21 protein-coding genes are annotated in these 22,614 nt (G+C 60.7%); 16 read left to right on the forward strand and 5 right to left on the reverse strand.

Annotated elements, in window-relative coordinates; genetic code table 11:
- Positions 1-207: 207 nt before the first annotated feature.
- The 11 genes from edd to HDC30_RS17100 all read left to right on the forward strand — a co-directional run bounded on the left by edd (position 208) and on the right by HDC30_RS17100 (position 13,916).
- Entirely contained in the window at positions 208-2,034 is a 1,827-nt protein-coding gene (gene edd / locus HDC30_RS17050; RefSeq protein ID WP_047599558.1) for a phosphogluconate dehydratase, read from the forward strand.
- Positions 2,031-2,990: a glucokinase gene (locus tag HDC30_RS17055; RefSeq protein WP_183784113.1), complete on the forward strand. Its 960-nt coding sequence runs from the start codon at positions 2,031-2,033 to the stop codon at positions 2,988-2,990. The genes edd and HDC30_RS17055 overlap by 4 nt, the downstream gene beginning before the upstream one ends.
- A 178-nt stretch (positions 2,991-3,168) precedes the next feature.
- Positions 3,169-3,900: a response regulator gene (locus HDC30_RS17060; protein ID WP_007917879.1), complete on the forward strand. Its 732-nt coding sequence runs from the start codon at positions 3,169-3,171 to the stop codon at positions 3,898-3,900.
- Positions 3,890-5,359, forward strand: coding sequence for an ATP-binding protein (locus HDC30_RS17065; protein ID WP_027612561.1), 1,470 nt, complete (start codon positions 3,890-3,892; stop codon positions 5,357-5,359). Before HDC30_RS17060 ends, HDC30_RS17065 begins: the two co-directional genes overlap by 11 nt.
- 225 nt (positions 5,360-5,584) lie before the next feature.
- Positions 5,585-6,844, forward strand: coding sequence for an AGE family epimerase/isomerase (locus tag HDC30_RS17070; protein ID WP_183784115.1), 1,260 nt, complete (start codon positions 5,585-5,587; stop codon positions 6,842-6,844).
- Positions 6,845-6,962: 118 nt separating this feature from the next.
- Entirely contained in the window at positions 6,963-8,264 is a 1,302-nt protein-coding gene (locus tag HDC30_RS17075) for an ABC transporter substrate-binding protein (protein WP_027612563.1), read from the forward strand.
- Between the two features lie 231 nt (positions 8,265-8,495).
- A complete protein-coding gene (locus HDC30_RS17080) occupies positions 8,496-9,404 on the forward strand; it encodes a carbohydrate ABC transporter permease (RefSeq protein ID WP_007917874.1) in 909 nt (302 codons plus the stop codon).
- Positions 9,397-10,242, forward strand: a complete 846-nt coding sequence (locus tag HDC30_RS17085) for a carbohydrate ABC transporter permease (RefSeq protein ID WP_007969317.1) — start codon at positions 9,397-9,399, stop codon at positions 10,240-10,242. The genes HDC30_RS17080 and HDC30_RS17085 overlap by 8 nt, the downstream gene beginning before the upstream one ends.
- 2 nt (positions 10,243-10,244) lie before the next feature.
- Entirely contained in the window at positions 10,245-11,405 is a 1,161-nt protein-coding gene (locus HDC30_RS17090; protein WP_097085915.1) for an ABC transporter ATP-binding protein, read from the forward strand.
- A gap of 194 nt (positions 11,406-11,599) precedes the next feature.
- A complete protein-coding gene (locus HDC30_RS17095; protein WP_096795066.1) occupies positions 11,600-12,949 on the forward strand; it encodes a carbohydrate porin in 1,350 nt (449 codons plus the stop codon).
- Between the two features lie 112 nt (positions 12,950-13,061).
- Complete coding sequence (locus tag HDC30_RS17100) at positions 13,062-13,916, forward strand: D-hexose-6-phosphate mutarotase (protein WP_007969321.1); 855 nt, start codon at positions 13,062-13,064, stop codon at positions 13,914-13,916.
- A 137-nt stretch (positions 13,917-14,053) separates the two neighbouring features.
- Here HDC30_RS17100 and HDC30_RS17105 read toward each other — a convergent pair whose 3' ends face one another.
- The gene (locus HDC30_RS17105) at positions 14,054-14,914 is read right to left on the reverse strand and encodes a MurR/RpiR family transcriptional regulator (protein WP_169842436.1); all 861 of its coding nucleotides are present in this window, start codon (positions 14,912-14,914) and stop codon (positions 14,054-14,056) included.
- Between the two features lie 226 nt (positions 14,915-15,140).
- On the opposite strand from HDC30_RS17105, the gene zwf reads away from it, so the two are divergent.
- The 4 genes from zwf (at position 15,141) to HDC30_RS17125 (ending at position 18,890) form a co-directional block, all read left to right on the forward strand.
- Positions 15,141-16,607, forward strand: a complete 1,467-nt coding sequence (gene zwf, locus HDC30_RS17110) for a glucose-6-phosphate dehydrogenase (RefSeq protein ID WP_097085913.1) — start codon at positions 15,141-15,143, stop codon at positions 16,605-16,607.
- Positions 16,594-17,307: a 6-phosphogluconolactonase gene (gene pgl, locus HDC30_RS17115; protein WP_097085911.1), complete on the forward strand. Its 714-nt coding sequence runs from the start codon at positions 16,594-16,596 to the stop codon at positions 17,305-17,307. Before zwf ends, pgl begins: the two co-directional genes overlap by 14 nt.
- 17 nt (positions 17,308-17,324) lie before the next feature.
- Complete coding sequence (locus tag HDC30_RS17120; protein ID WP_003227433.1) at positions 17,325-17,990, forward strand: bifunctional 4-hydroxy-2-oxoglutarate aldolase/2-dehydro-3-deoxy-phosphogluconate aldolase; 666 nt, start codon at positions 17,325-17,327, stop codon at positions 17,988-17,990.
- Positions 17,991-18,164: 174 nt separating this feature from the next.
- Entirely contained in the window at positions 18,165-18,890 is a 726-nt protein-coding gene (locus HDC30_RS17125; RefSeq protein WP_098965238.1) for an intradiol ring-cleavage dioxygenase, read from the forward strand.
- Positions 18,891-18,895: 5 nt separating this feature from the next.
- Here HDC30_RS17125 and HDC30_RS17130 read toward each other — a convergent pair whose 3' ends face one another.
- Positions 18,896-20,077, reverse strand: a complete 1,182-nt coding sequence (locus tag HDC30_RS17130) for an aminotransferase class V-fold PLP-dependent enzyme (protein WP_183784117.1) — start codon at positions 20,075-20,077, stop codon at positions 18,896-18,898.
- Positions 20,078-20,104: 27 nt separating this feature from the next.
- The gene (locus HDC30_RS17135; RefSeq protein WP_003227425.1) at positions 20,105-20,341 is read right to left on the reverse strand and encodes a DUF3820 family protein; all 237 of its coding nucleotides are present in this window, start codon (positions 20,339-20,341) and stop codon (positions 20,105-20,107) included.
- A 205-nt stretch (positions 20,342-20,546) separates the two neighbouring features.
- Here HDC30_RS17135 and HDC30_RS17140 point away from each other — a divergent pair, with 205 nt between their 5' ends.
- Positions 20,547-21,014 carry a PA2169 family four-helix-bundle protein gene (locus tag HDC30_RS17140; protein ID WP_003227422.1) on the forward strand — a complete coding sequence of 156 codons (468 nt, stop codon included), beginning with the start codon at positions 20,547-20,549 and terminating at the stop codon, positions 21,012-21,014.
- 124 nt (positions 21,015-21,138) lie between these two features.
- On the opposite strand, the gene HDC30_RS17145 is transcribed toward HDC30_RS17140, so the two are convergent.
- Positions 21,139-21,609 carry a MaoC family dehydratase gene (locus HDC30_RS17145; protein ID WP_003227420.1) on the reverse strand — a complete coding sequence of 157 codons (471 nt, stop codon included), beginning with the start codon at positions 21,607-21,609 and terminating at the stop codon, positions 21,139-21,141.
- Between the two features lie 43 nt (positions 21,610-21,652).
- Positions 21,653-22,597, reverse strand: coding sequence for an alpha/beta hydrolase (locus HDC30_RS17150; RefSeq protein WP_096795063.1), 945 nt, complete (start codon positions 22,595-22,597; stop codon positions 21,653-21,655).
- Positions 22,598-22,614 lie beyond the last annotated feature (17 nt).

Genomic DNA, 22,614 nt, shown 5'->3' on the forward strand with positions numbered 1-22,614 from the left:
CGTCGTTTTGTTGTTGGAATTACAAGATTATTCGCATAAAAATAGAAAACAAGCCTTTTTAGTGGCAATATTTTGTTTTATCTACAACGAGTGACCTGAATCAACTGGTCCGAGTGGTCAAAAAAGCCGTCTGTCATTCCAACAACAACGGCGTTTGATCAGCATAGACAATCAGGTCGCCACATCCGTTAGCCTGGAGTTCTACACATGCATCCCCGCGTTCTTGAGGTCACCGAACGGCTTATCGCCCGCAGCCGCGCCACGCGTCAGGCTTACCTTGCACTGATTCGCGGCGCCGCCACCGACGGGCCGATGCGCGGCAAGCTGCAATGCGCCAACTTCGCCCACGGCGTGGCCGGGTGCGGTAGCGAAGACAAGCACAGCTTGCGGATGATGAACTCGGCGAACATCGCCATTGTTTCTTCGTATAACGACATGCTCTCGGCGCACCAGCCGTACGAAGTCTTTCCCCAGCAGATCAAAAACGCCTTGCGCGAAATCGGCTCGGTCGGCCAGTTCGCCGGTGGTACGCCGGCGATGTGCGATGGCGTGACCCAGGGCGAGCCAGGCATGGAGTTGAGCCTGCCGAGCCGCGAAGTGATCGCCATGTCCACGGCGGTGGCGCTTTCGCACAACATGTTCGACGGCGCGCTGATGCTCGGCATCTGCGACAAGATCGTCCCGGGCCTGATGATGGGTTCGCTGCGCTTCGGCCATCTGCCGACGATTTTCGTCCCGGGCGGGCCGATGGTCTCGGGGATTTCCAACAAGGAAAAAGCCGACGTGCGGCAGAAGTACGCCGAAGGCAAGGCGACCCGCGAAGAGCTGCTGGAATCGGAGATGAAGTCCTACCACAGCCCGGGCACCTGCACCTTCTACGGCACCGCAAACACCAACCAGTTGCTGATGGAAGTCATGGGCCTGCACTTGCCGGGCGCCTCGTTCGTCAACCCGAACACCCCGCTGCGTGATGCCCTGACCCGCGAAGCCGCGCATCAGGTCACACGCCTGACCAAGCAGAACGGCAACTTCATGCCGATCGGCGAAATCGTCGACGAGAAGGCGCTGGTCAACTCGATCGTCGCGCTGCACGCCACCGGCGGCTCGACCAACCACACCCTGCACATGCCGGCCATCGCCATGGCCGCTGGCATCCAGCTGACCTGGCAGGACATGGCCGACCTCTCCGAAGTCGTGCCGACCCTGAGCCACGTCTACCCGAACGGTAAAGCCGACATCAACCACTTCCAGGCTGCTGGCGGTATGTCGTTCCTGATCCGCGAACTGCTCGAAGCCGGCCTGCTGCACGAAGACGTCAACACCGTGCTCGGCCACGGTCTGAGCCGTTACACCAAAGAGCCGTTCCTCGATAACGGTGAACTGGTGTGGCGCGAAGGCCCGATCGAAAGCCTCGACGAAAACATCCTGCGCCCGGTTGCCCGTGCATTCTCCGCCGAGGGTGGCTTGCGGGTGATGGAAGGCAACCTCGGTCGCGGTGTGATGAAGGTTTCTGCGGTGGCATTGGAAAACCAGATCGTCGAAGCACCGGCCATGGTGTTCCAGGATCAGCAGGATCTGGCCGATGCGTTCAAGGCCGGTTTGCTGGAGAAGGATTTTGTCGCAGTGATGCGCTTCCAGGGCCCGCGCTCCAATGGCATGCCCGAGCTGCACAAGATGACGCCGTTCCTCGGTGTGCTGCAGGATCGCGGCTTCAAAGTCGCGCTGGTCACCGACGGGCGCATGTCCGGCGCGTCGGGGAAAATCCCGGCGGCGATTCACGTCAGCCCCGAAGCTTATGTCGGTGGTGCTTTGGCGCGGGTGCAAGAGGGCGATATCATCCGCGTCGATGGCGTCAAAGGCACTTTGGAACTCAAGGTCGACGCCGCCGAATTTGCAGCTCGTGAACCTGCCAAAGGCCTGTTGGGCAACAACATCGGCAGCGGTCGCGAACTGTTTGGCTTCATGCGTTTGGCCTTCAGCTCGGCGGAGCAGGGCGCCAGCGCCTTCACTTCTGCCCTGGAGACGCTTAATTGAAACTGGCTTTGGTCGGTGATATCGGAGGCACCAACGCGCGGTTCGCGTTGTGGAAAAACCAGCAACTGCAATCGGTTCAGGTGCTGGCGACAGCCGACCACGCCAGCCCGGAAGAGGCGATCAGCCTCTACCTGAGCGGCCTCGGTCTGGCGCCGGGTTCGATCGGTTCGGTGTGCCTGTCGGTGGCGGGGCCGGTGAGTGGTGATGAGTTCAAGTTCACCAACAACCACTGGCGCCTGAGCCGCACGGCGTTCTGCAAGGCCTTGCAGGTCGAGCAACTGCTGCTGATCAACGATTTCTCGGCGATGGCGCTGGGCATGACCCGTTTGCAGCCCGGCGAATTCCGTGTGGTCTGCGAAGGCACGCCGGAACCTTTGCGCCCGGCGGTGGTGATCGGCCCGGGCACCGGCCTGGGCGTCGGCACGTTGCTCGATCTCGGCGAAGGCCGGTTTGCCGCGCTGCCGGGGGAGGGTGGACACGTCGATCTGCCGCTGAGCAGCCCGCGTGAAACCCAGCTGTGGCAGCACATCCACAACGAGATCGGCCACGTCAGCGCCGAGACTGCGTTGAGCGGCGGCGGCTTGCCTCGTGTGTACCGGGCGATCTGTGCGGTGGACGGACATGAACCAACGCTTGATACGCCGGAAGCGATCACCGCGGCCGGTCTGGCTGGCGATCCGATCGCGCTGGAAGTGCTGGAGCAGTTCTGCTGCTGGCTCGGCCGCGTGGCCGGCAACAACGTGCTGACCACCGGTGGGCGTGGCGGCGTGTACATCGTTGGCGGGGTGATTCCGCGCTTTGCCGATTTCTTCGTCGAAAGCGGCTTCGCCCGCAGCTTTGCCGACAAGGGCTGCATGAGCGATTACTTCAAGGGCATTCCGGTGTGGCTGGTGACGGCGCCGTATTCCGGGCTGGTGGGGGCCGGTGTCGCACTGGAACAAGCAATCCCTGCCTGAAACACGATCCAATTGTGGGAGCGGGCTTGCTCGCGAAAGCGGGGTGTCAGTCACCGTAGATGTCTCTGATACACCGCTTTCGCGAGCAAGCCTGCTCCCACAGTGGTTCTGTGGTGTTTGCAAGTTCGATGCTTAAGGCATAATCCGCCCCAATTCCAACAACAAGGATGCCTTCGAAGTGAGCTCAGTCAACAAGTCGATATTGTTGGTCGATGACGACCAGGAAATACGCGAGTTGCTGGAAACCTACCTGACCCGCGCCGGGTTTCAGGTGCGGGCCACGGCCGATGGCGCCAGTTTTCGCCAGGCCCTCAACGAGGCGCCCAGCGATCTGGTGATCCTCGATGTGATGCTGCCCGATGAAGACGGTTTCAGCCTGTGCCGCTGGGTGCGCCAGCATCCGCGTCAGGCGCAGGTGCCGATCATCATGCTCACCGCCAGTTCCGACGAAGCCGACCGCGTGATCGGGCTGGAGCTCGGCGCTGATGACTACCTCGGCAAACCCTTCAGCCCTCGTGAACTGCAAGCGCGAATCAAGGCTTTGCTGCGTCGCGCGCAGTTCGGTCAGGAACGCAGCGGCAGCGACGTACTGGCCTTCGACGAGTGGCGGCTGGACATGGTCAGTCATCGACTGTTCCATACCGACGGCGAAGAAGTGATTCTCTCCGGCGCCGACTTCGCGCTGCTGAAGCTGTTTCTCGATCATCCGCAGGAAATCCTCGACCGCGACACCATCGGCAACGCCACCCGTGGCCGCGACCTGATGCCGCTCGACCGGATTGTCGACATGGCCGTCAGCCGCTTGCGCCAGCGCCTGCGCGATACAGAAAAACCGCCGCGCCTGATCCGCACCGTGCGCGGCAGTGGCTACCAACTGGCAGCCAATGTGGTTGCCGGCAATGCTCACTGAGTCGCTGCGCCGCCTCGCCAGCAAAGTCCCGGTGCCGCGTTCGCTGCTCGGGCGGATGCTGCTGCTGACCTTGTTGGCGGTGTTGTTTGCGCAGACGTTGTCGAGCGTGATCTGGGTCTCGCAACTGCGCGCCACCCAGCTCGAAGGCCTGGTCACCAGTGCCCGCAGCCTCGCCCATTCTATGACCGCCAGCGTCAGCTACTTCCGTTCGCTGCCGGTGGCTTACCGGCCGCTGGTGCTCGACCAGTTGCGCAGCATGGGCGGCACCCGTTTCGTGGTGACGCTCAACGACAAGCCACTGGGTATGGACGTGCTGCCGATCACTCCGCGAAAGGCCGCGGTGATTCAAGCGGTGGATGAAGTGCTGCGCCAGTCGCTGGGCCATGACACTGATATCTCGGTGACCTTCGTCAGCCCCGAGGATTTGCGGATCTTCAATGCCGGGCTGAAGCTTGATGAGCTGCCGCGCTCGTGGGCGCATTACGCGCTGACGCTGGAACCGGTGAATCCGCCGGTGCTGGTCACGCAGATTCAGATGGCGCCGGGCGAATGGCTGTACATCGCCTCGCTGTTGCCCGAACCCTACACCAGTCTTGAAGAGCAAGGCCTGCCGGCGCAGCAGGTGTGGTTCATCGTCCTCACCAGCGGCTTTTTGCTGCTGTTCATCGGCCTGCTGGTGCACTGGCAGAGCCGGCCGCTCAAGCGTCTGGCGCGGGCGGCGCGGGATCTGTCCCTGGGTGCCGATGTCGAGCCGGTGGCCGAGGGCGGCGGCAGTGAAGTGGTGGAAGTGGGCCGTGCGTTCAACACCATGCGCGAACGCATCAGCCGTTACCTGACCGAACGCAGCCAGTTGTTCAGCGCGATTTCCCATGACTTGCGTACGCCGATCACCCGTCTGCGCTTGCGCGTCGAACTGCTCGAAGATGAGAAGCTGCAAGCCAAGTTCGGCCGCGATCTGGATGAACTGGAGTTGCTGGTCAAAGGCGCGCTGCAGTGCGTGAAAGACACCGACATCCACGAGAACATCGAGCCGGTGGATCTCAATCATGTGCTCGACTGCCTCGTAGAACCGTATCTGGCGCCCAACGGCAATGGCCGCGTGACCCAGCAGGGCAAGGCACTGGCGGCGTATCCGGGCAAGCCTCTGGCGTTGAAGCGCTGCATCGGCAACCTGATCGACAACGCGTTGAAGTACGGGCAGAACGCGCACCTGCACATCGATGACGATGAGCGCGCGTTTGTCCTGCACGTCGACGACGAAGGCCCGGGCGTACCGGAGCAGCGGCTGGAGCAGGTGTTCGAGCCGCACTTTCGCTTGGCCGGGCAGCAGCAGGGTTATGGTCTCGGATTGGGCATTGCGCGCAACATTGCTCACAGCCATGGCGGTGAGGTGACGTTGCAGAATTTGCGTGAGGGCGGGTTGCGGGTGACGTTGCAGTTGCCGCGCAGTGTTGATTAGTCAGACCGAGTTATCGTTCTTCGCGAGCAGGCTCGCTCCCACAAGTTGATTGCGTTTCAACTGAAGGAACGCAGTCGAATGTGGGAGCGAGCCTGCTCGCGAAGGCGTCGGTCCATCCAACACAAATGTCACGAGCTGGTGACAAAACCCGCCCCCTTCGTTACAAGCCCACCCCGGCCCGTTGTTTAGACTGCCCGCAGTCATAACAACAAAAAAGGGCCACTCATGGACACCTTTCACCCAGACTTCAGCAGTTGGCTGAATGCCCCTGCCCACCAGCAATGGCTCGCCGACGAAGGTCTGCGCCTGCTGGCATTCGCCAAGGCTTCCAGACTGCCCGAGGGTTTCGGCAATCTCGACGAGCGCGGCCGTTTGCCGGCGCACGCGCAAGCCGAAACCATGAACACTGCACGCATGACCCACAGTTTCGCCATGGCTCACATTCAGGGTCTGCCGGGGTTCGCGGAGCTGGTCGATCACGGCATTGCGGCGCTGCGCGGGCCGTTGCGGGATGCGCTGCACGGCGGCTGGTTTGCGGTCGCTGAACACCGCGATGGCAACACCGGCAAGAACGCCTATCTGCATGCCTTTGTCGCGCTCGCGGCCAGCTCGGCGGTGGTCGCGCAGCGTCCCGGCGCCCAGGCGCTGCTGGATGATGCGATCGACATCATCGACACGTATTTCTGGAGCGAAGAAGAGGGCGCCATGCGCGAATTCTTCAACCGCGACTGGCGCGAAGAAGAAGCCTATCGCGGCGCCAACAGCAACATGCACGCCACCGAAGCATTCCTCGCGCTGGCCGATGTCACTGAAGACCCGCGTTGGCTGGTGCGTGCGCAGCGCATTGTCGAGCGGGTGATTCACGGTCACGCCGCCGCCAATGGCTACATGGTCATCGAACACTTCGACCGCGACTGGCAACCGCTGCGCGAATACAACCGCGACAATCCGGCCGACGGCTTCCGCCCTTACGGCACCACCCCGGGCCACGGTTTCGAGTGGGCGCGGCTGCTGCTGCACCTCGAAGCCGCGCGGGTTCAGGCCGGGATGCTCACGCCGGGCTGGCTGGCGACCGATGCGCAAAAACTCTTCGAACAGAACTGCCGAAACGGCTGGGACGTCGATGGCGCCCCGGGGATCGTCTACACCCTCGACTGGGACAACAAAGCCGTTGTGCGTCACCGTTTGCACTGGACCCATGCCGAGGCCAGCGCGGCTGCCAGCGCCTTGCTCAAACGCACCGGTGATGCGCAATACGAAACCTGGTACCGGCTGTTCTGGGAATTCTGTGAAGGCCATTTCATCGATCGCTGCGACGGCAGCTGGCATCACGAACTCGATCCGCAAAACCGTCCGAGCGCCGATATCTGGCCGGGCAAACCCGATCTGTATCATGCCTGGCAGGCGGTATTGATCCCTCGTCTACCCTTGTCACCGAGTATGGCGACAGCTCTGGCGCAAATATCCCGGGCTGTTCCTGTGTAACCATGTGGTGACATTTGCGCGTCCCTTCGTTACCTGCGAAGGGAATCGCCCTGTTTAAACTCCTGTGCAGCGCAAGCACCAGACTTGCATGCATAACAACAAGAAAGGTACATCTCAGATGAATGCGATTTCTCGCCTCGCTACTGTCATTTCTGTCGCCTCCCTGTTCCCGCTCGCAATTCTGCCTCTCAGTGTTTCCGCTGCCGAATCCAAAGGTTCGGTCGAAGTCGTGCACTGGTGGACGTCCGGTGGCGAAAAAGCCGCTGTCGATGTGCTCAAGGCACAAGTTGAAAAAGACGGTTTCACCTGGAAAGACGGCGCTGTCGCCGGCGGTGGCGGTGCCACGGCGATGACCGTGCTGAAAAGCCGCGCCGTTGCCGGTAACCCGCCGGGTGTCGCCCAGATCAAGGGCCCGGACATCCAGGAATGGGCCTCCACCGGTCTGCTCGACACCGACGTCCTGAAGGACGTGGCCAAAGAAGAGAAATGGGACAGCCTGCTCGACAAGAAAGTCTCCGATACCGTGAAGTACGACGGTGATTACGTGGCCGTACCGGTGAACATTCACCGGGTGAACTGGCTGTGGATCAACCCGGAAGTCTTCAAAAAGGCCGGCATCACCAAGAACCCGACCACCCTCGAAGAATTCTACGCCGCCGGCGACAAGCTCAAGGCTGCGGGCTTCATCCCGCTGGCCCACGGCGGTCAGCCTTGGCAGGACAGCACCGTGTTCGAAGCCGTGGTGCTCTCGGTCATGGGCGTTGATGGCTACAAGAAAGCCCTGGTCGACCTGGACAACAAAGCGCTGACCGGTCCGGAAATGGTCAAGGCGCTGACCGAGCTGAAGAAAGTCGCGACCTACATGGACCAGGACGGCAAGGGTCAGGACTGGAACCTGGAAGCGGCCAAGGTCATCAATGGCAAGGCTGGCATGCAGATCATGGGTGACTGGGCCAAGTCCGAATGGACCGCTGCCAAGAAAGTCGCCGGCAAGGATTACGAGTGCGTAGCCTTCCCGGGCACCGACAAGGCGTTCACCTACAACATCGACTCCCTGGCGGTGTTCAAGCAGAAAGACAAAGGCACTGCGGCCGGTCAGCAGGACATCGCCAAAGTCGTGCTGGGTGAAAACTTCCAGAAAGTCTTCAGCATCAACAAAGGCTCGATCCCGGTACGTAACGACATGTTGAACAACATGGACAAACTCGGTTTCGACTCCTGCGCGCAGACCGCTGCCAAGGACTTCCTGGCAGACGCCAAGTCCGGTGGCCTGCAGCCGAGCATGGCGCACAACATGGCGACCACGCTGGCGGTGCAGGGCGCGTTCTTTGATGTCGTGACCAACTACATCAACGACCCGAAAGCCGACCCGGCCGATGCGGCCAAGAAACTGGGCGCGGCGGTTCAGTCGGCCAAATAACCGTCGGTAGCGCAGGCCCCTCTTTGTGGGAGCGGGCTTTGTGGTGAGGGGATTTATCCCCGATGGGTCGCGCAGCGGCCCCAGAAAGTTGCAGCGGTGGAGTAACAGAAAGACCGCGTGCAAAGCTTTTGCGACTGCTTCGCAGCCGATCGGGGATAAATCCCCTCGCCACAGAGCTCGCTCCCACAAGGGATCTCACTGTAGTTTTTATTCCCTGTACTGGATTTCCCCATGAGTTCTGTTGCTGTGTTCAGCAAGGCCTCGCCGTTCGATGCACTGCAGCGCTGGCTACCGAAACTGGTGCTGGCGCCGAGCATGTTCATCGTGCTGGTGGGCTTCTATGGCTACATCCTGTGGACGTTCGTGCTGTCGTTCACCACCTCGACGTTCCTGCCCAACTACAAGTGGGCCGGCCTGGCGCAATACGCGCGGTTGTTCGACAACGATCGCTGGTGGGTGGCGAGCAAGAACCTCGCGGTGTTCGGTGGCATGTTCATCGGCATCACCCTGGTGATCGGTGTGCTGCTGGCAGTGTTCCTCGACCAGCGCATCCGTCGCGAAGGCTTTATCCGCACCATTTACCTGTACCCGATGGCGCTCTCGATGATCGTCACCGGTACCGCGTGGAAATGGCTGCTCAACCCGGGCATGGGCCTGGACAAATTGTTGCGTGACTGGGGCTGGGAAGGCTTCCGTCTGGACTGGCTGATCGACCCGGATCGCGTGGTCTACTGCCTGGTGATCGCTGCTGTGTGGCAAGCCTCGGGCTTCATCATGGCAATGTTCCTCGCCGGCCTGCGCGGGGTTGATCAGTCGATCATCCGTGCCGCGCAGATCGATGGCGCGAGCATGCCGACCATCTACTGGAAAGTCGTGTTGCCAAGCCTGCGTCCGGTGTTCTTCAGTGCGGTGATGATTCTGGCGCACATCGCGATCAAGAGCTTCGACCTGGTCGCGGCGATGACGGCGGGTGGCCCGGGTTATTCCTCCGACCTGCCGGCGATGTTCATGTACTCCTTCACCTTCAGTCGCGGCCAGATGGGCATGGGCTCGGCCAGTGCGATTCTGATGCTCGGTGCGATTCTCGCGATCATCGTGCCTTACCTGTACTCCGAGCTGAGGACCAAGCGTAATGACTAGTCTCGCTGCCAAACCCGCTTTCAGCCTGAGTCGCGTCGCGATCTACGCGGTGCTGATCCTCGCGGTCCTGCTGTACCTGATTCCGCTGGTGGTGATGCTGCTGACCAGCTTCAAGACCCCGGAAGACATCAGCACCGGCAACCTGCTGAGCTGGCCGACCGTGGTCAGCGGCATCGGCTGGGTCAAGGCCTGGGCCACGGTGGACGGCTACTTCTGGAACTCGATCAAGATCACCGTGCCGGCCGTGGTCATTTCCACTGCCATCGGCGCGTTGAACGGCTACGTGCTGTCGTTCTGGCGCTTCCGCGGTTCGCAGCTGTTCTTCGGTCTGCTGCTGTTCGGCTGCTTCCTGCCGTTCCAGACCGTGCTGCTGCCAGCCTCGTTCACGCTCGGCAAGATGGGCCTGGCGAGCACCACCACCGGCCTGGTCTTCGTCCACGTGGTCTACGGTCTGGCGTTTACCACGCTGTTTTTCCGTAACTACTACGTGAGCATTCCCGATGCGCTGATCAAGGCTGCACGGCTGGATGGCGCGGGTTTCTTCACGATCTTCCGGCAGATCATTCTGCCGATGTCGACCCCGATCATCATGGTTTGCCTGATCTGGCAGTTCACCCAGATCTGGAACGACTTCCTGTTCGGTGTGGTGTTCTCCAGCGGTGATTCGCAACCGATCACGGTGGCGCTGAACAACCTGGTCAACACCAGCACCGGGGCCAAGGAATACAACGTGGATATGGCAGCGGCGATGATCGCCGGCCTGCCGACCCTGCTGGTCTATGTGGTCGCAGGCAAGTATTTCGTGCGCGGGCTGACGGCCGGCGCAGTCAAGGGGTAATCATGGCAACGCTCGAACTTCGCAACGTCAACAAGACCTACGGTGCCGGCCTGCCGGACACCCTGAAGAACATCGAACTGTCGATCAAGGACGGTGAGTTCCTGATCCTGGTCGGCCCGTCGGGCTGCGGCAAATCGACCCTGATGAATTGCATCGCCGGCCTCGAGACCATCACCGGTGGCGCGATCATGATCGGCGATCAGGATGTCAGCGGCATGAGCCCGAAGGATCGTGACATCGCCATGGTGTTCCAGTCCTACGCGCTGTACCCGACCATGAGCGTGCGCGAGAACATCGAGTTCGGTCTGAAGATCCGCAAGATGAGCCAGTCGGCGATCGACGAAGAAGTCGCGCGCGTGGCCAAGCTGCTGCAGATCGAACACTTGCTCAACCGCAAGCCGGGCCAGCTCTCCGGTGGTCAGCAACAGCGCGTGGCGATGGGCCGTGCGTTGGCGCGTCGGCCGAAGATCTATCTGTTCGACGAACCGCTGTCCAACCTCGACGCCAAGCTGCGCGTCGAGATGCGCACCGAAATGAAACTGATGCACCAGCGCCTGAAAACCACCACGGTCTACGTGACCCACGACCAGATCGAAGCGATGACCCTGGGCGACAAAGTGGCGGTGATGAAGGACGGGATCATTCAGCAGTTCGGCACGCCGAAAGAGATCTACAACGATCCGGCCAACCTGTTCGTGGCGAGCTTTATCGGTTCGCCGCCGATGAACTTCATTCCGCTGCGTCTGCAACGCAAGGACGGTCGTTTGCTGGCACTGCTCGACAGCGGTCAGGCGCGTTGCGAGTTGCCGATGAGCATGCAGGATGCAGGGCTGGAAGATCGCGAAGTGATCCTCGGCCTGCGCCCGGAACAGATTGTTCTGGCGAACGGCGAGGGCAATGGCCTGCCGAGCATCAAGGCCGAAGTGCAGGTCACCGAGCCGACCGGTCCGGACACCCTGGTGTTCGTCAACCTGAATGAGACCAAGGTCTGCTGCCGCCTGGCGCCGGACGTGGCACCGCAGGTGGGTGAGACCCTGACCCTGCAATTCGATCCGTCGAAAGTGTTGTTGTTCGATGCCAAGACTGGCGAGCGTCTGGGGACTGCGGGGCAACCGAAGACCGAAGCGCACGGCGCCAACGTCGCCCAGTTCAAGGGGCGCTGAAGATCAAAAATGTGGGAGCGGGCTTGCTCGCGAAAACGGAGTGTCAGGCAGCACACATGGCGACTGACATGACGCCTTCGCGAGCAAGCCCGCTCCCACAGGGGAAAAGTGGTGTTCGGCCTGTCGAGCATCGCAATTTATGTAAACCGCGTTGGAAAAAAACAGTTAATAACAATAAAGACGAGGATGTAGGGATGAAAAAGAAACACGTCAATGCCCGGTTGATCTGCCAAGTGTCAGCTGCGGCGGCATTGGTGCTGGCCGGTAACGCCATGGCGGCGGATGCCTTCAGCTCCGACTCGAAATGGATGACCGGTGACTGGGGTGGCGAGCGGACCAAGCTGATCGAGCAAGGTATCGACATCAAGGCTGACTACGTTGGGGAAATGGGCGCCAACCTGCATGGCGGCTACAACGACGACAAGACCGGTCGCTACAGCGATCAGTTCGGTCTGGGCGTGGCGCTGGACCTGCAAAAACTCTGGGGCTGGGACAACACTCAGGCCAAGATCCAGCTGACTAACCGTAACGGGCAAAACATCTCCAACGACCGCGTTGGCGATCCGCGTGCCGGCACTCTGTCGTCTTCGCAGGAAGTCTACGGTCGTGGCCACATGGTGCGTCTGACCCAGTTGTGGATTCAGCACCAGTTCTTCGACAACAAGCTGGACGTCAAGGCCGGTTACTTCGGTGAAGGCGAAGACTTCAACACCTTCCCGTGCGACTTCCAGAACCTGGCGTTCTGCGGCTCGCAAGTGGGTAACTGGGCGACCAACATCTGGTACAACTGGCCGGTCAGCCAGGCCGCGATCCGTGTGAAGTACAACATCAACGACGAGCTCTACGCGCAGATCGGTGCTTACAACCAGAACCCGTCGCAACTGGAACACGGCAACGGCTTCAAGCTCAGCGGCAGCGGCACCAAAGGCACCGTTCTGCCAGTCGAACTGGTCTGGTCGCCGAAGGTCAACAGCCTGCCGGGCGAATACCGCGTCGGTTACTACAAGAGCACGGCTGACGCCAATGACGTCCGTGAAGACGTCAACGGCTTCGACGCTGCAACCACTGGCGACGCGTACAAGACCCACAGCAGCAAACACGGCTACTGGTTCGTCGCGCAGCAGCAACTCACCAGCCACAACGGTGATGCTACTCGCGGTCTGAACATCGCCGCCAACGCGACCTTCCACGACAAGGACACCAACTTCATCGACAACTACCAGTCGGTGATGTTTGTCTACAAGGGCCCGTTCGACGCGCGTCCTAAAGATGACGTCGGTATCGGTGCGGCGCGTATTCATGTCAACGATGACGTGAAGAAAAACGCCGAGTTCCTGAATGCGTCCAACGGTGTTTCGGACTACGACAATCCGGTGTTCTCGCCAATTCGTGAAACCGAATACAACTACGAGATCAACTACGGCTTCCACGTCACCAACTGGCTGACCGTACGCCCTAACCTGCAATACATCACTCACCCGGGTGGTGTGGATGAAGTGGACAACGCATTGGTCGCTGGCCTGAAAATTCAGTCTACGTTCTGACGTTGTTGCGATAAGCTCCTCTCTATGTGCGCATATTTGCGGACAGCCAAGGCTGTCCGCTTTTTTTTGAGGGTGGCGCAACCCATGACAGTCGAATTCGGAACCGTAGCCAATGCATGAGCATCCGCTGCAACGCTTCTTCAAATCCTTGCGCGAACGACCGGTGTTTGCCTGGGAGCGCTATCAGATGCGCGATGTGCTGGTGATCGACCATCCGCTGTGTCAGGCGGTGTTCAGCCGCCAGGGCGCGCAGTTGCTGCACTTTCAGCCACGCGGGCAGAAACCGTGGCTGTGGTGTGCGGCAAAGTGGCCCCACGTTGGCGCCATTCGTGGTGGCGTGCCGGTGTGCTGGCCGTGGTATGGCCGCCATCCGAGCGAAAACGCCTGGCCGTCCCATGGCTGGGCGCGACTGCTTGACTGGAAGTTGCTCGACAGCAGCAGCGCCGAAGATGGCGTACGTCTGCATTGGCAATTGCAGCTGTGCGACTGGCAGGTTGACCTGCACGCGCACCTGGGTGAACGCATGGAGTTACGCCTGAGCACCGAGCATCAGGACGACATGCCGTGCCAATTGAGCCAGGCTTTGCACGCTTACTGGCGTATTGGTGATGTCGGTGAGATAGCGCTGTCTGGGCTCGAAGGTGCGCAGGGTTATGACCAACTGAGCCGCCAGTCCTGTCAGCAGGAAGGCGAGTTGCGCGTCGATGGCGGCTGTCAGCGGGTGTTCCAGCACGACGGCGAATTACAGCTCAAGGATCACGCCTGGCAGCGCGAGTTGTGCATCGATACCGGTGATAGCGGCGATACCGTGGTCTGGCATCCTGGCTCGCGCCCCCTGTTGGGCGTGAGCTGGGATGAAGTGACGGAGTTCGTCTGTGTCGAAGCGGCGGCGGGCGGTACCGACAGCCTGCATCTGGCGCCGGGGGAGAAGGCGCATTTGAGTTTGCAGGCGTGGGCGGCGGCCTAGATTTGCGGTGAGTCGACTGGCGCCTTCGCGAGCAAGCCCGCTCCCACAGTAGATGGCATTCCAATTGAAGGAACCCGATCACCTGTGGGAGCGGGCTTGCTCGCGAAGAGGCCGGATCAATCAGCCTAAATTCTGGATCAGTTGAACTCATCACCCACCGGATACCGGCTGGCATTCAAGCTCTCTTTGATCTTGCGCAGATGCGGCTGGAAGTCCACCCCGCGACGCAGCGTCATGCCGGTCGCCAGCACATCCAGTACCGTCAACTGAATGATCCGCGAGGTCATCGGCATATAGATGTCGGTGTCTTCCGGCAGCGGAATGTTCAGGCTCAGGGTACTGGCCTTGGCCAGAGGCGAATTCTCGGCGGTCAGGCCCAGCACCGAAGCGCCGTTCTCCCGGGCGATGCGCGCCACTTCCACCAGTTCGCGGGTGCGGCCGGTGTAGGAAATGATCACGAACAGCTCACCGGTATGCGCCACCGAAGCAATCATTCGCTGCATCAGCACATCGGCATGGGCGGTGACGGCGAGGTTGAAACGGAAGAATTTGTGTTGCGCATCCAGCGCCACCGGGGCCGAAGCACCGAGGCCGAAGAAGTGGATCTGCCGGGCCTGAATCAACAGGTCGACGGCACGGCTGATCAGGTTCGGGTCGAGCGCCTGGCAAGCGCTGTCCAGTGAGGCGATGGCGCTGCCGAAAATCTTCTGCGTGTACGCCTCGGGATTGTCATCGGCCTCCACCGCGCGGCTGACATATGCCGCGCCACTGGCCAGGCTTTGCGCCAGTTGCAGCTTGAGTTCAGGGTAGCCGCTGACACCGAACGAACGGCAGAAACGGTTGACCGTCGGCTCGCTCACTGATGCGGCCTGGGCGAGGGCGGCGATGCTGAAGCGGGTGGCCTGCTGCGGGTTGAGCAGGATCACCTCGGCGACTTTGCGTTCGGCCTTGTTAAGCTCTTCAAGGCGACTCTGGATCTGTTCCAGTAAATTTCGCACGCGGTCCATATGGAATTCCTAATTCACCTGCGCAAAGGTGCGCCGGGCTATGCAAATTGGGCCTTTGATATGGCCCGTAACGGTGGCCTATCCTACTGGTGGCTCCGACCGACCACCACTCGGAATCTGTATTTTGCGAAAATGTTGTGGTTATTACTACATTTTCCCTTGAGTGATGCCTTGAAAAAAGGTATTTGTAGCTTAACTTGATAAAAGAACAAACATCATGCCTTCGATTACGGTTGAACCGTGCACCTTTGCCTTGTTCGGCGCTCTGGGCGATCTGGCCCTGCGCAAGCTGTTTCCTGCCCTTTATCACCTCGATGGCGCCGACCTGTTGCACGAGGACACGCGCATCATCGCGCTGGCCCGTGAACCCGGCTCCGAGCAGCAGCACATGGCGTTCATCGCCGCCGAATTGCGCCGTTACGTCGGCAAAGAGCTGGACGAGGCCGTGGCCGAGCGCTTTCTGGCGCGCCTGAGCTACCTGCACGTCGACTTCCTCAAGGCTGAAGACTATGTGGCGCTGGCCGAAGCGGCCGGCAGCGCGCAACGCATGATTGCCTACTTCGCCACACCGGCAGCGGTGTACGGCGCGATCTGCGAGAACCTGGCAAAAGTCGGTCTGGCAGAAAACACCCGCGTGGTGCTGGAAAAGCCGATCGGCTCCGATCTGGAATCCTCGCGCAAAGTCAACGACGCCGTGGCGCAGTTCTTCCCGGAGAACCGCACCTATCGCATCGACCACTACCTGGGCAAAGAGACCGTCCAGAACCTGATCGCGCTGCGTTTCGCCAACAGCCTGTTCGAAACCCAGTGGAACCAGAATTACATCTCCCACGTGGAAATCACCGTGGCCGAGAAGGTCGGCATCGAAGGCCGGTGGGGCTACTTTGACAAGGCCGGCCAGCTGCGCGACATGATCCAGAATCACCTGTTGCAGCTGCTGTGCCTGATTGCGATGGACCCGCCAGCCGACCTGTCCGCCGACAGCATCCGTGACGAAAAGGTGAAAGTGCTCAAGGCCCTGGCGCCGATCAGCCCGGAAGGCCTGACCACCCAAGTGGTGCGCGGTCAGTACATCGCCGGGCACAGCGAAGGCAAGTCCGTGCCGGGCTACCTCGAAGAGCCGAACTCCAACACCCAGAGCGACACCGAAACCTTCGTCGCCCTGCGTGCCGACATCCGCAACTGGCGCTGGGCCGGCGTGCCGTTCTACCTGCGGACCGGCAAGCGCATGCCGCAGAAACTGTCGCAGATCGTCATCCACTTCAAGGAACCGTCGCACTACATCTTTGCGCCGGAACAACGTCTGCAGATCAGCAACAAACTGATCATCCGTCTGCAACCGGACGAAGGCATTTCCTTGCGTGTGATGACCAAGGAGCAAGGCCTGGACAAGGGCATGCAACTGCGCAGCGGCCCGCTGCAACTGAATTTCTCCGACACCTGGCGCAGTGCGCGGATCCCCGACGCCTACGAGCGGTTGTTGCTGGAAGTGATGAACGGCAATCAGAACCTGTTTGTCCGTAAAGATGAAATCGAAGCCGCGTGGAAGTGGTGTGACCAGTTGATCGCCGGCTGGAAGAAGTCCGGTGACGCGCCCAAGCCGTATGCGGCCGGGTCGTGGGGGCCGATGAGCTCGATTGCACTGATCACGCGGGACGGGAGGTCGTGGTATGGCGATATCTGATGTGAAACTGCCCGCGGGCGTGAATGCCCACGAATTCAAGAGCCCGGTGCTGTTGGCCGAAGGTCTGGCGCTGAACGTCGCCAAGCAGTTGAGCGATGCCATCGCTGCACGCGGCAACGCGGTGCTGGTGGTCTCAGGCGGTCGCAGCCCGGTGGCGTTTTTTCAGCACCTGGCCAAGCAGGAGCTGGATTGGTCGAAGGTCGTCGTGACCCTCGCCGACGAACGCTGGGTACCGGTCGAACACGCCGACAGCAACGCCGGCCTGCTCAAGCAGTACCTGCTCAAAGGCCCGGCCGCCAAGGCGCAGCTCCTCAGCCTCTACAGCGCGGCGGCCAACGTCGAGCAGGCTGCGGAACAGGCCGACCGTCTGCTCGCGGAATTGCCGCCGATCGACGTGCTGGTGCTGGGCATGGGCGATGACGGTCACACCGCGTCGCTGTTCCCCGACAGCCCGAACCTGACTGAAGCCTTGCAGGCTGACGGCAGCCGTCGCTGCTGGCCGATGCTGGCGCCGAGTGTGCCGCGTCAACGTCTGACCATGAGCCGTGCGCTGCTGGCTTCGGCGAAGCACAAGATTCTGTCGATTTCCGGTCAGTCGAAACTGACCACTCTGAATGCCGCACTGGCATCCGACGACGTCGCGGCCATGCCGGTGCGCGCGTTTCTGCAACCTACGTTAGAGATTTACTGGTGCCCATGAGCCAAGGATCAGCCGCTATGAAAAATCCATCCCCGACCGTTTCCATGGCGGACAAAGTTGCCCTGATCGACAGCCTCTGCGCCAAGGCGCGGATCCTGCCAGTGATCACCATCGCCCGTGAGCAGGACGTGCTGCCACTGGCCGACGCTCTGGCCGCCGGTGGCCTGACCGCGCTGGAAGTGACCCTGCGTTCGCAGTTCGGTCTCAAGGCGATCCAGATCCTGCGTGAGCAGCGTCCGGAACTGGTGACCGGTGCCGGCACCGTGCTTGATCGCAACATGCTTGCAGCAGCGGAAGCGGCGGGTTCGCAATTCATCGTCACCCCGGGCATCACCCGTGACCTGCTCGAAGCCAGCGTCGACAGCCCGATTCCGCTGCTGCCGGGCATCAGCAACGCCTCTGGCATCATGGAAGGCTATGGCCTGGGCTATCGCCGCTTCAAGCTGTTCCCGGCGGAAGTCAGCGGTGGCGTGGCAGCGATCAAGGCCCTCGGCGGCCCGTTCGGCGAAGTGAAATTCTGCCCGACCGGTGGCGTCGGCCCGGCCAACATCAAGAGCTACATGGCGCTGAAAAACGTCATGTGCGTGGGCGGCAGCTGGATGCTCGATCCCGAATGGATCAAGAACGGCGACTGGGCGCGCATTCAGGAATGCACCGCCGAGGCCCTGGCGCTGCTGGACTAAACGTTTTACCTGACACTTCGTTGTGTGTTCTACGGCTTTACGGTGCGCTTGGTCGGTGCACCGTTTTTTTTGCCCGGCAAAAATACTCATGGAAACGGCGCGACACATAGTTACCGCACCGCGGGGCTCGTGCGCCGTTAATCTGCGTTCATCTTATGGAAAAGAGAACGCGTCATGGAACGAGACACTTCAACCGCACCGTCACCATCGATCTATCAGTTGGCCCCCGAGCAGATCGCCGGGCCGTACTTTCGCAATCCCAAATTGCTGCGGCGCAACATCAGCGAAGGCGCTGAAGGCCTGCCCTTGCTGCTGCGCCTGAGCATTGTCGATGCGATGACCGGTCAACCGGTGAGCGGAGCATTGGTGGACATCTGGCACTGCAATGCACGAGGCGCCTATTCAGGGTGGAGCCGGATCAATCCGGATCTGGAGGTCGACTCCGATGCCATCGGCTCAGTGCCGCGCACCGACGATGACACCTATCTGCGTGGCAGCCAGTTCTGCGATCAGCAGGGGCGGGTGCGCTTCACCACCATCTATCCCGGGTTCTATGCCGGTCGGGCGCTGCACATTCATGTGGCGGTGCGCATGGTCAGCGGCAGTGAATATCTGGAGGAGCGCAACGTGGCCTGGGTCGGTCAGCTGTATTTTCCCGAAGTGGTGTCACGCGCGGTGCTCAATGCCCGTGACTATCGCGGGCGAGCCTCGACACCCTTGAACAATGCCGATGACAGCTACTACAGCAACATGCGCGGCGAAGATTCGACCCTGACCGTGTGGCCGATCGGCCGCGACTCTCACGAGGACGGTTTCTTCGGCCACCTGACCATCGGCATCGACACCTTTGCCGCCTCGTCGCAGATCAAACCCGAGGACTTCGACAAGTACACCGTGTGAACCGATCAACGCAGCTCGTTGAGTGCACGGGTCAGCAACTGCATGTCAGCCGCAGTGGTGGTCAGCCCCGGCGTGATGCGAATGCTCGGCCCGCTCGCTGCGCCGTTGCGTACCACGGTGAACAGGTTGTACTCGTTGAGCAGGCGCTCGACCATTGCCTGTTGATCGGCGTGGCGAGTGAAACGCATCGAGGTGATTCCGCAATACAGGCGCGGATCGTCCGGGGTCATCACCTCGATCCCCGGCAGGTGCCGCACGGCACTCACCCACAGGTTGCGCAGGTAATTGAGCCGGGCGCTTTTGGCCGCAGCGCCGCCGAGCGAGCGGTGCTCCTCGAGCGCCAGCGGCAGCGACATCAGCGCCGGAATGTTCGGCGTGCTGTACGGCGTGCGCGCGCGGATGTCGCTGGCCGGAAAGTGCATTTCGCCCATGTCCGGATCGATGTCGGCCAGGCGCTGCGGGGCGATGTACAGAAAGCCCAGGGTCAATGGCGCGCCAATCCACTTGTGCAGGTTAAAACCGGCGAAGGCGATGCCCATCGCTTCCAGATTGAACTCGATCTGGCCAAGGGCGTGAGCGCCGTCGAGGATGATGTCCACGCCATGCTGTTTCGCCAGTTCGGCGATGGCCTGCACCGGCATCACCAGACCGGTGCGGTGGGTGACATGGGTCAGGGCCATCAGTTTGAGTTTCGGATAGCGGATGAAGGCTTCGCGGTAACTGTCCAGCAGGCTGTCGAAACTGGCCGGGTGAGTGTGGTTGATCTCGATCACGTCGACGCCGCGATGGCGTGACAGCCAGCGCATGGCACCTTTGACCGTGTCGTATTCCAGGTCGCTGATCAGCACCTGATCGCCCGGAAGCAGGCGATTGTAATTGCGGATCAGCGATTGCAGCGCATCACTGGCGTTGCGGGTGAAGGCCACGCTCTGCGCGCGCACACCGATGGTCTCGGCCAGTTGCGCACGGATCTCCAGGCTGTCGTGCTGTTCGAAACGCTGGCGCACGTACACCGAGTTGTTGGTGTTGATCAGCTCGATATTGCGCTGATAGTCCTCGATCACTGTGCGCGACATGCGCCCGAAGTAACCGTTCTCCAGGTTCAGCGGGCCGGTTTGCGCTTCGTAACGATCGGCGAAGGTTTGCCAGAATGCTTCGTCACGGGCGCGGCGGGTGTTGTCAGGCATGGTCGAGGCTCTAGGGAGGAGGGCGCTTCAGTGGCGCGGGGCAGGTTTGCCGTGTTTGGCGCGTAGTGGTTCGAGCAGATCCGACAGGCCGTTATGGTCGATTTCCTGCATCAGCGCCAGCAGTCCGCCGAGTTCGCCGTGAGGAAAACCCTCGCGGGCGAACCAGTTGAGGTAAGGCCCCGGCAGGTCGGCAATGATCCGTCCCTTGTACTTGCCGAAGGGCATTTCACGGGTGATCAACAGCTCAAGCTTTTCAGGATTCATCAGTGGCAGTCATCTGGATTCAATCAGTCAGGAAAATACAGGCATTCTGCATGCAGGCCAAATGACAGATCATGCAAATAACCGTGATACAGATAGTTCAAATATCTTTAACTTATTGAAAAATAACGATTTATTTTTGAATGAAAAACTGGCACGCACACTGCAATAACCCTTGCATCTTCAACCAACCGCAAGGAATTGAAAAATGACTGACATGAATAAAGAAGCGATCTCTGTACTCAACGACCTGATCGAAACCTGCAAGGACGGCCAGGAAGGGTTCAAGACTTGCGCTGAAGACATCAAGCATCCAGAACTCAAAACCCTGTTCGTGACCCGTTCTGCCGATTGCGCGACTGCCGCCGCTGAACTGCAGGCTGAAGTGCGTAAACTGGGCGGTGATCCGGAAACCTCTACCAGCGTCAGCGGTGACCTGCACCGTCGTTGGGTCGACGTCAAAGCCATGTTCACTGGCAAGGACGAAGAGGCTGTACTGAACGAAGCCGAGCGCGGTGAAGACCATGCCCTGAAGGCTTATCGTGAAGCCATCGAGAAAATCAACAAGCACGGCCTGGTCGGTATTCGTGACCTGGTTGAGCGTCAGTACCACGGCGTACAACGCAATCACGACCAGGTGAAAGCCCTGCGTAACCAGGCTCGCGCTCGTTCGTAAGCCACGCTAAAAAACTGTGGGAGCGGGCTTGCTCGCGAAGCGGTGTGTCATGCAACGATGCTGTTGCTGACACGACCCCTTCGCGAGCAAGCCCGCTCCCACTTTTGTTTTGTGTACCTGATGATCAGCCGATGCTGATCGCCGGCAACGTCGGCAAGGTCACGGTCTGCTGCTTGCGCGGTGCGAGAATCTCGGCCTCGCCATCCACCACCAGCTCATCGCGCTGGTTGAACACGCGAGTGGCGATGCGCACGCGAAACTTCGGCAGCTTCTCGAGGATTTCCAGGCGCACGGTCAGGGTATCGCCGATCTTCACCGGCTTCTGAAAGCTCATCTGCTGACCGATGTAGATGGTGCCCGGCCCAGGCAGCTCGCACGCCACGGCCGCGCTGATCAGTGCACCGCTGAACATGCCGTGGGCGATGCGTTCCTTGAACATGCTGGCGGCGGCGAACTCGGCATCCAGGTGCACCGGGTTGTGGTCGCCCGACATCGCGGCGAACAGCTGAATGTCGCGCTCTTCGACAGTCTTGCTGTAGCTGGCGGTCTGGCCGACTTCGAGGGCTTCGTAAGGGATGTTGGTAACCTGGGTCATCGGTCTTGATTCCTGTGACGGATTAAAGTGAATCCACAAAAAATTATTCGCTGCGATGGGGGCGGCGATGGCTCAGCGCCTGGTCGATCCAGGTCAGCACATCGGCAATCACTTCGTCGCGATTGGTTTCGTTGAACAATTCGTGCCGCGCCTGCGGGTAGATCTTCAGTTGCAGGTTCTGGCTGCCGGCCGAGCGCAACGCTTCGGCCAGATCTGTCAGACGCTTGCCTTCGCTCACCGGATCACATTCACCGCCGATCACCAGCAGCGGCAGGCCCGGGTCGATCTGGGCGAGATTGGACGCTTTGCTGATCTGCTGCAAGCCACCGAGCAGGTCGATCCACAATTGATTGGTGCAGCGGAAGCCGCACAACGGGTCGTTGGCATACAGATCGACCTCGACCGGGTCGCGGCTCAGCCAGTCGAACGGCGTGCGCGCCGGTTTGAATTTCTTGTTGAACGAGCCGAACGACAACCACTCGATCAGCGCACTGCGGCCCTTGCCACCCTGACGCAGTTTTTCGAAACGGGCGATTTGTCGCGCCGCGCCGTAAAGCGCCACCGGCTGGAAGTTCGAACCGCTGAGAATCGCCCCATGCAGGCTGGCGCTGTGATGCAGCAGGTAACCCTGAGCGAGGTAGCTGCCCATGCTGTGCCCGAGCAGGATGATTGGCACGTCGGGATGCTGCTGGCCGATGTGCTGATTGAGGCTGGCCAGATCGCCGATCACCTTGCACCAGCCGTCGTCATCGGCGAAATGCCCGAGCGTCCCGTGTTCGGCGGTCTTGCCATGGCCGCGCAGATCCGGGGCGTACACACCGTAGCCTTGTTCACAGAACGCATTCGCCAGCCGCTCGTAGCGCGCGCTGTGTTCGGCCATGCCGTGGGCCAGCAGGATCAGCGCTTTCAAGGGCGCGGCGGGCAGCCACTGGTTGACGAACAGGCGGCTGCGGTCACTCGCGTCCAGCCAAAAGCCTCGGTGGATCATGGCAATTCCTTTTTATC

Origin of the sequence: Pseudomonas sp. JAI115, from assembly GCF_014200835.1 — a bacterium.
In the GTDB taxonomy this organism is placed as follows: Bacteria; Pseudomonadota; Gammaproteobacteria; order Pseudomonadales; family Pseudomonadaceae; genus Aquipseudomonas; species Aquipseudomonas putida_A.

Excerpts from the sequence above, each read along its gene's own strand:
- edd (WP_047599558.1), top strand. The coding sequence starts at position 208 with ATGCATCCCCGCGTTCTTGAGGTCACCGAACGGCTTATCGCCCGCAGC.
- HDC30_RS17065 (WP_027612561.1), top strand. The coding sequence starts at position 3,890 with ATGCTCACTGAGTCGCTGCGCCGCCTCGCCAGCAAAGTCCCGGTGCCG.
- HDC30_RS17070 (WP_183784115.1), top strand. The coding sequence starts at position 5,585 with ATGGACACCTTTCACCCAGACTTCAGCAGTTGGCTGAATGCCCCTGCC.
- HDC30_RS17075 (WP_027612563.1), top strand. The coding sequence starts at position 6,963 with ATGAATGCGATTTCTCGCCTCGCTACTGTCATTTCTGTCGCCTCCCTG.
- HDC30_RS17080 (WP_007917874.1), top strand. The coding sequence starts at position 8,496 with ATGAGTTCTGTTGCTGTGTTCAGCAAGGCCTCGCCGTTCGATGCACTG.
- HDC30_RS17085 (WP_007969317.1), top strand. The coding sequence starts at position 9,397 with ATGACTAGTCTCGCTGCCAAACCCGCTTTCAGCCTGAGTCGCGTCGCG.
- HDC30_RS17090 (WP_097085915.1), top strand. The coding sequence starts at position 10,245 with ATGGCAACGCTCGAACTTCGCAACGTCAACAAGACCTACGGTGCCGGC.
- HDC30_RS17095 (WP_096795066.1), top strand. The coding sequence starts at position 11,600 with ATGAAAAAGAAACACGTCAATGCCCGGTTGATCTGCCAAGTGTCAGCT.
- HDC30_RS17100 (WP_007969321.1), top strand. The coding sequence starts at position 13,062 with ATGCATGAGCATCCGCTGCAACGCTTCTTCAAATCCTTGCGCGAACGA.
- zwf (WP_097085913.1), top strand. The coding sequence starts at position 15,141 with ATGCCTTCGATTACGGTTGAACCGTGCACCTTTGCCTTGTTCGGCGCT.
- pgl (WP_097085911.1), top strand. The coding sequence starts at position 16,594 with ATGGCGATATCTGATGTGAAACTGCCCGCGGGCGTGAATGCCCACGAA.
- HDC30_RS17120 (WP_003227433.1), top strand. The coding sequence starts at position 17,325 with ATGAAAAATCCATCCCCGACCGTTTCCATGGCGGACAAAGTTGCCCTG.
- HDC30_RS17125 (WP_098965238.1), top strand. The coding sequence starts at position 18,165 with ATGGAACGAGACACTTCAACCGCACCGTCACCATCGATCTATCAGTTG.
- HDC30_RS17130 (WP_183784117.1), bottom strand. The coding sequence starts at position 20,077 with ATGCCTGACAACACCCGCCGCGCCCGTGACGAAGCATTCTGGCAAACC.
- HDC30_RS17135 (WP_003227425.1), bottom strand. The coding sequence starts at position 20,341 with ATGAATCCTGAAAAGCTTGAGCTGTTGATCACCCGTGAAATGCCCTTC.
- HDC30_RS17140 (WP_003227422.1), top strand. The coding sequence starts at position 20,547 with ATGACTGACATGAATAAAGAAGCGATCTCTGTACTCAACGACCTGATC.
- HDC30_RS17145 (WP_003227420.1), bottom strand. The coding sequence starts at position 21,609 with ATGACCCAGGTTACCAACATCCCTTACGAAGCCCTCGAAGTCGGCCAG.
- HDC30_RS17150 (WP_096795063.1), bottom strand. The coding sequence starts at position 22,597 with ATGATCCACCGAGGCTTTTGGCTGGACGCGAGTGACCGCAGCCGCCTG.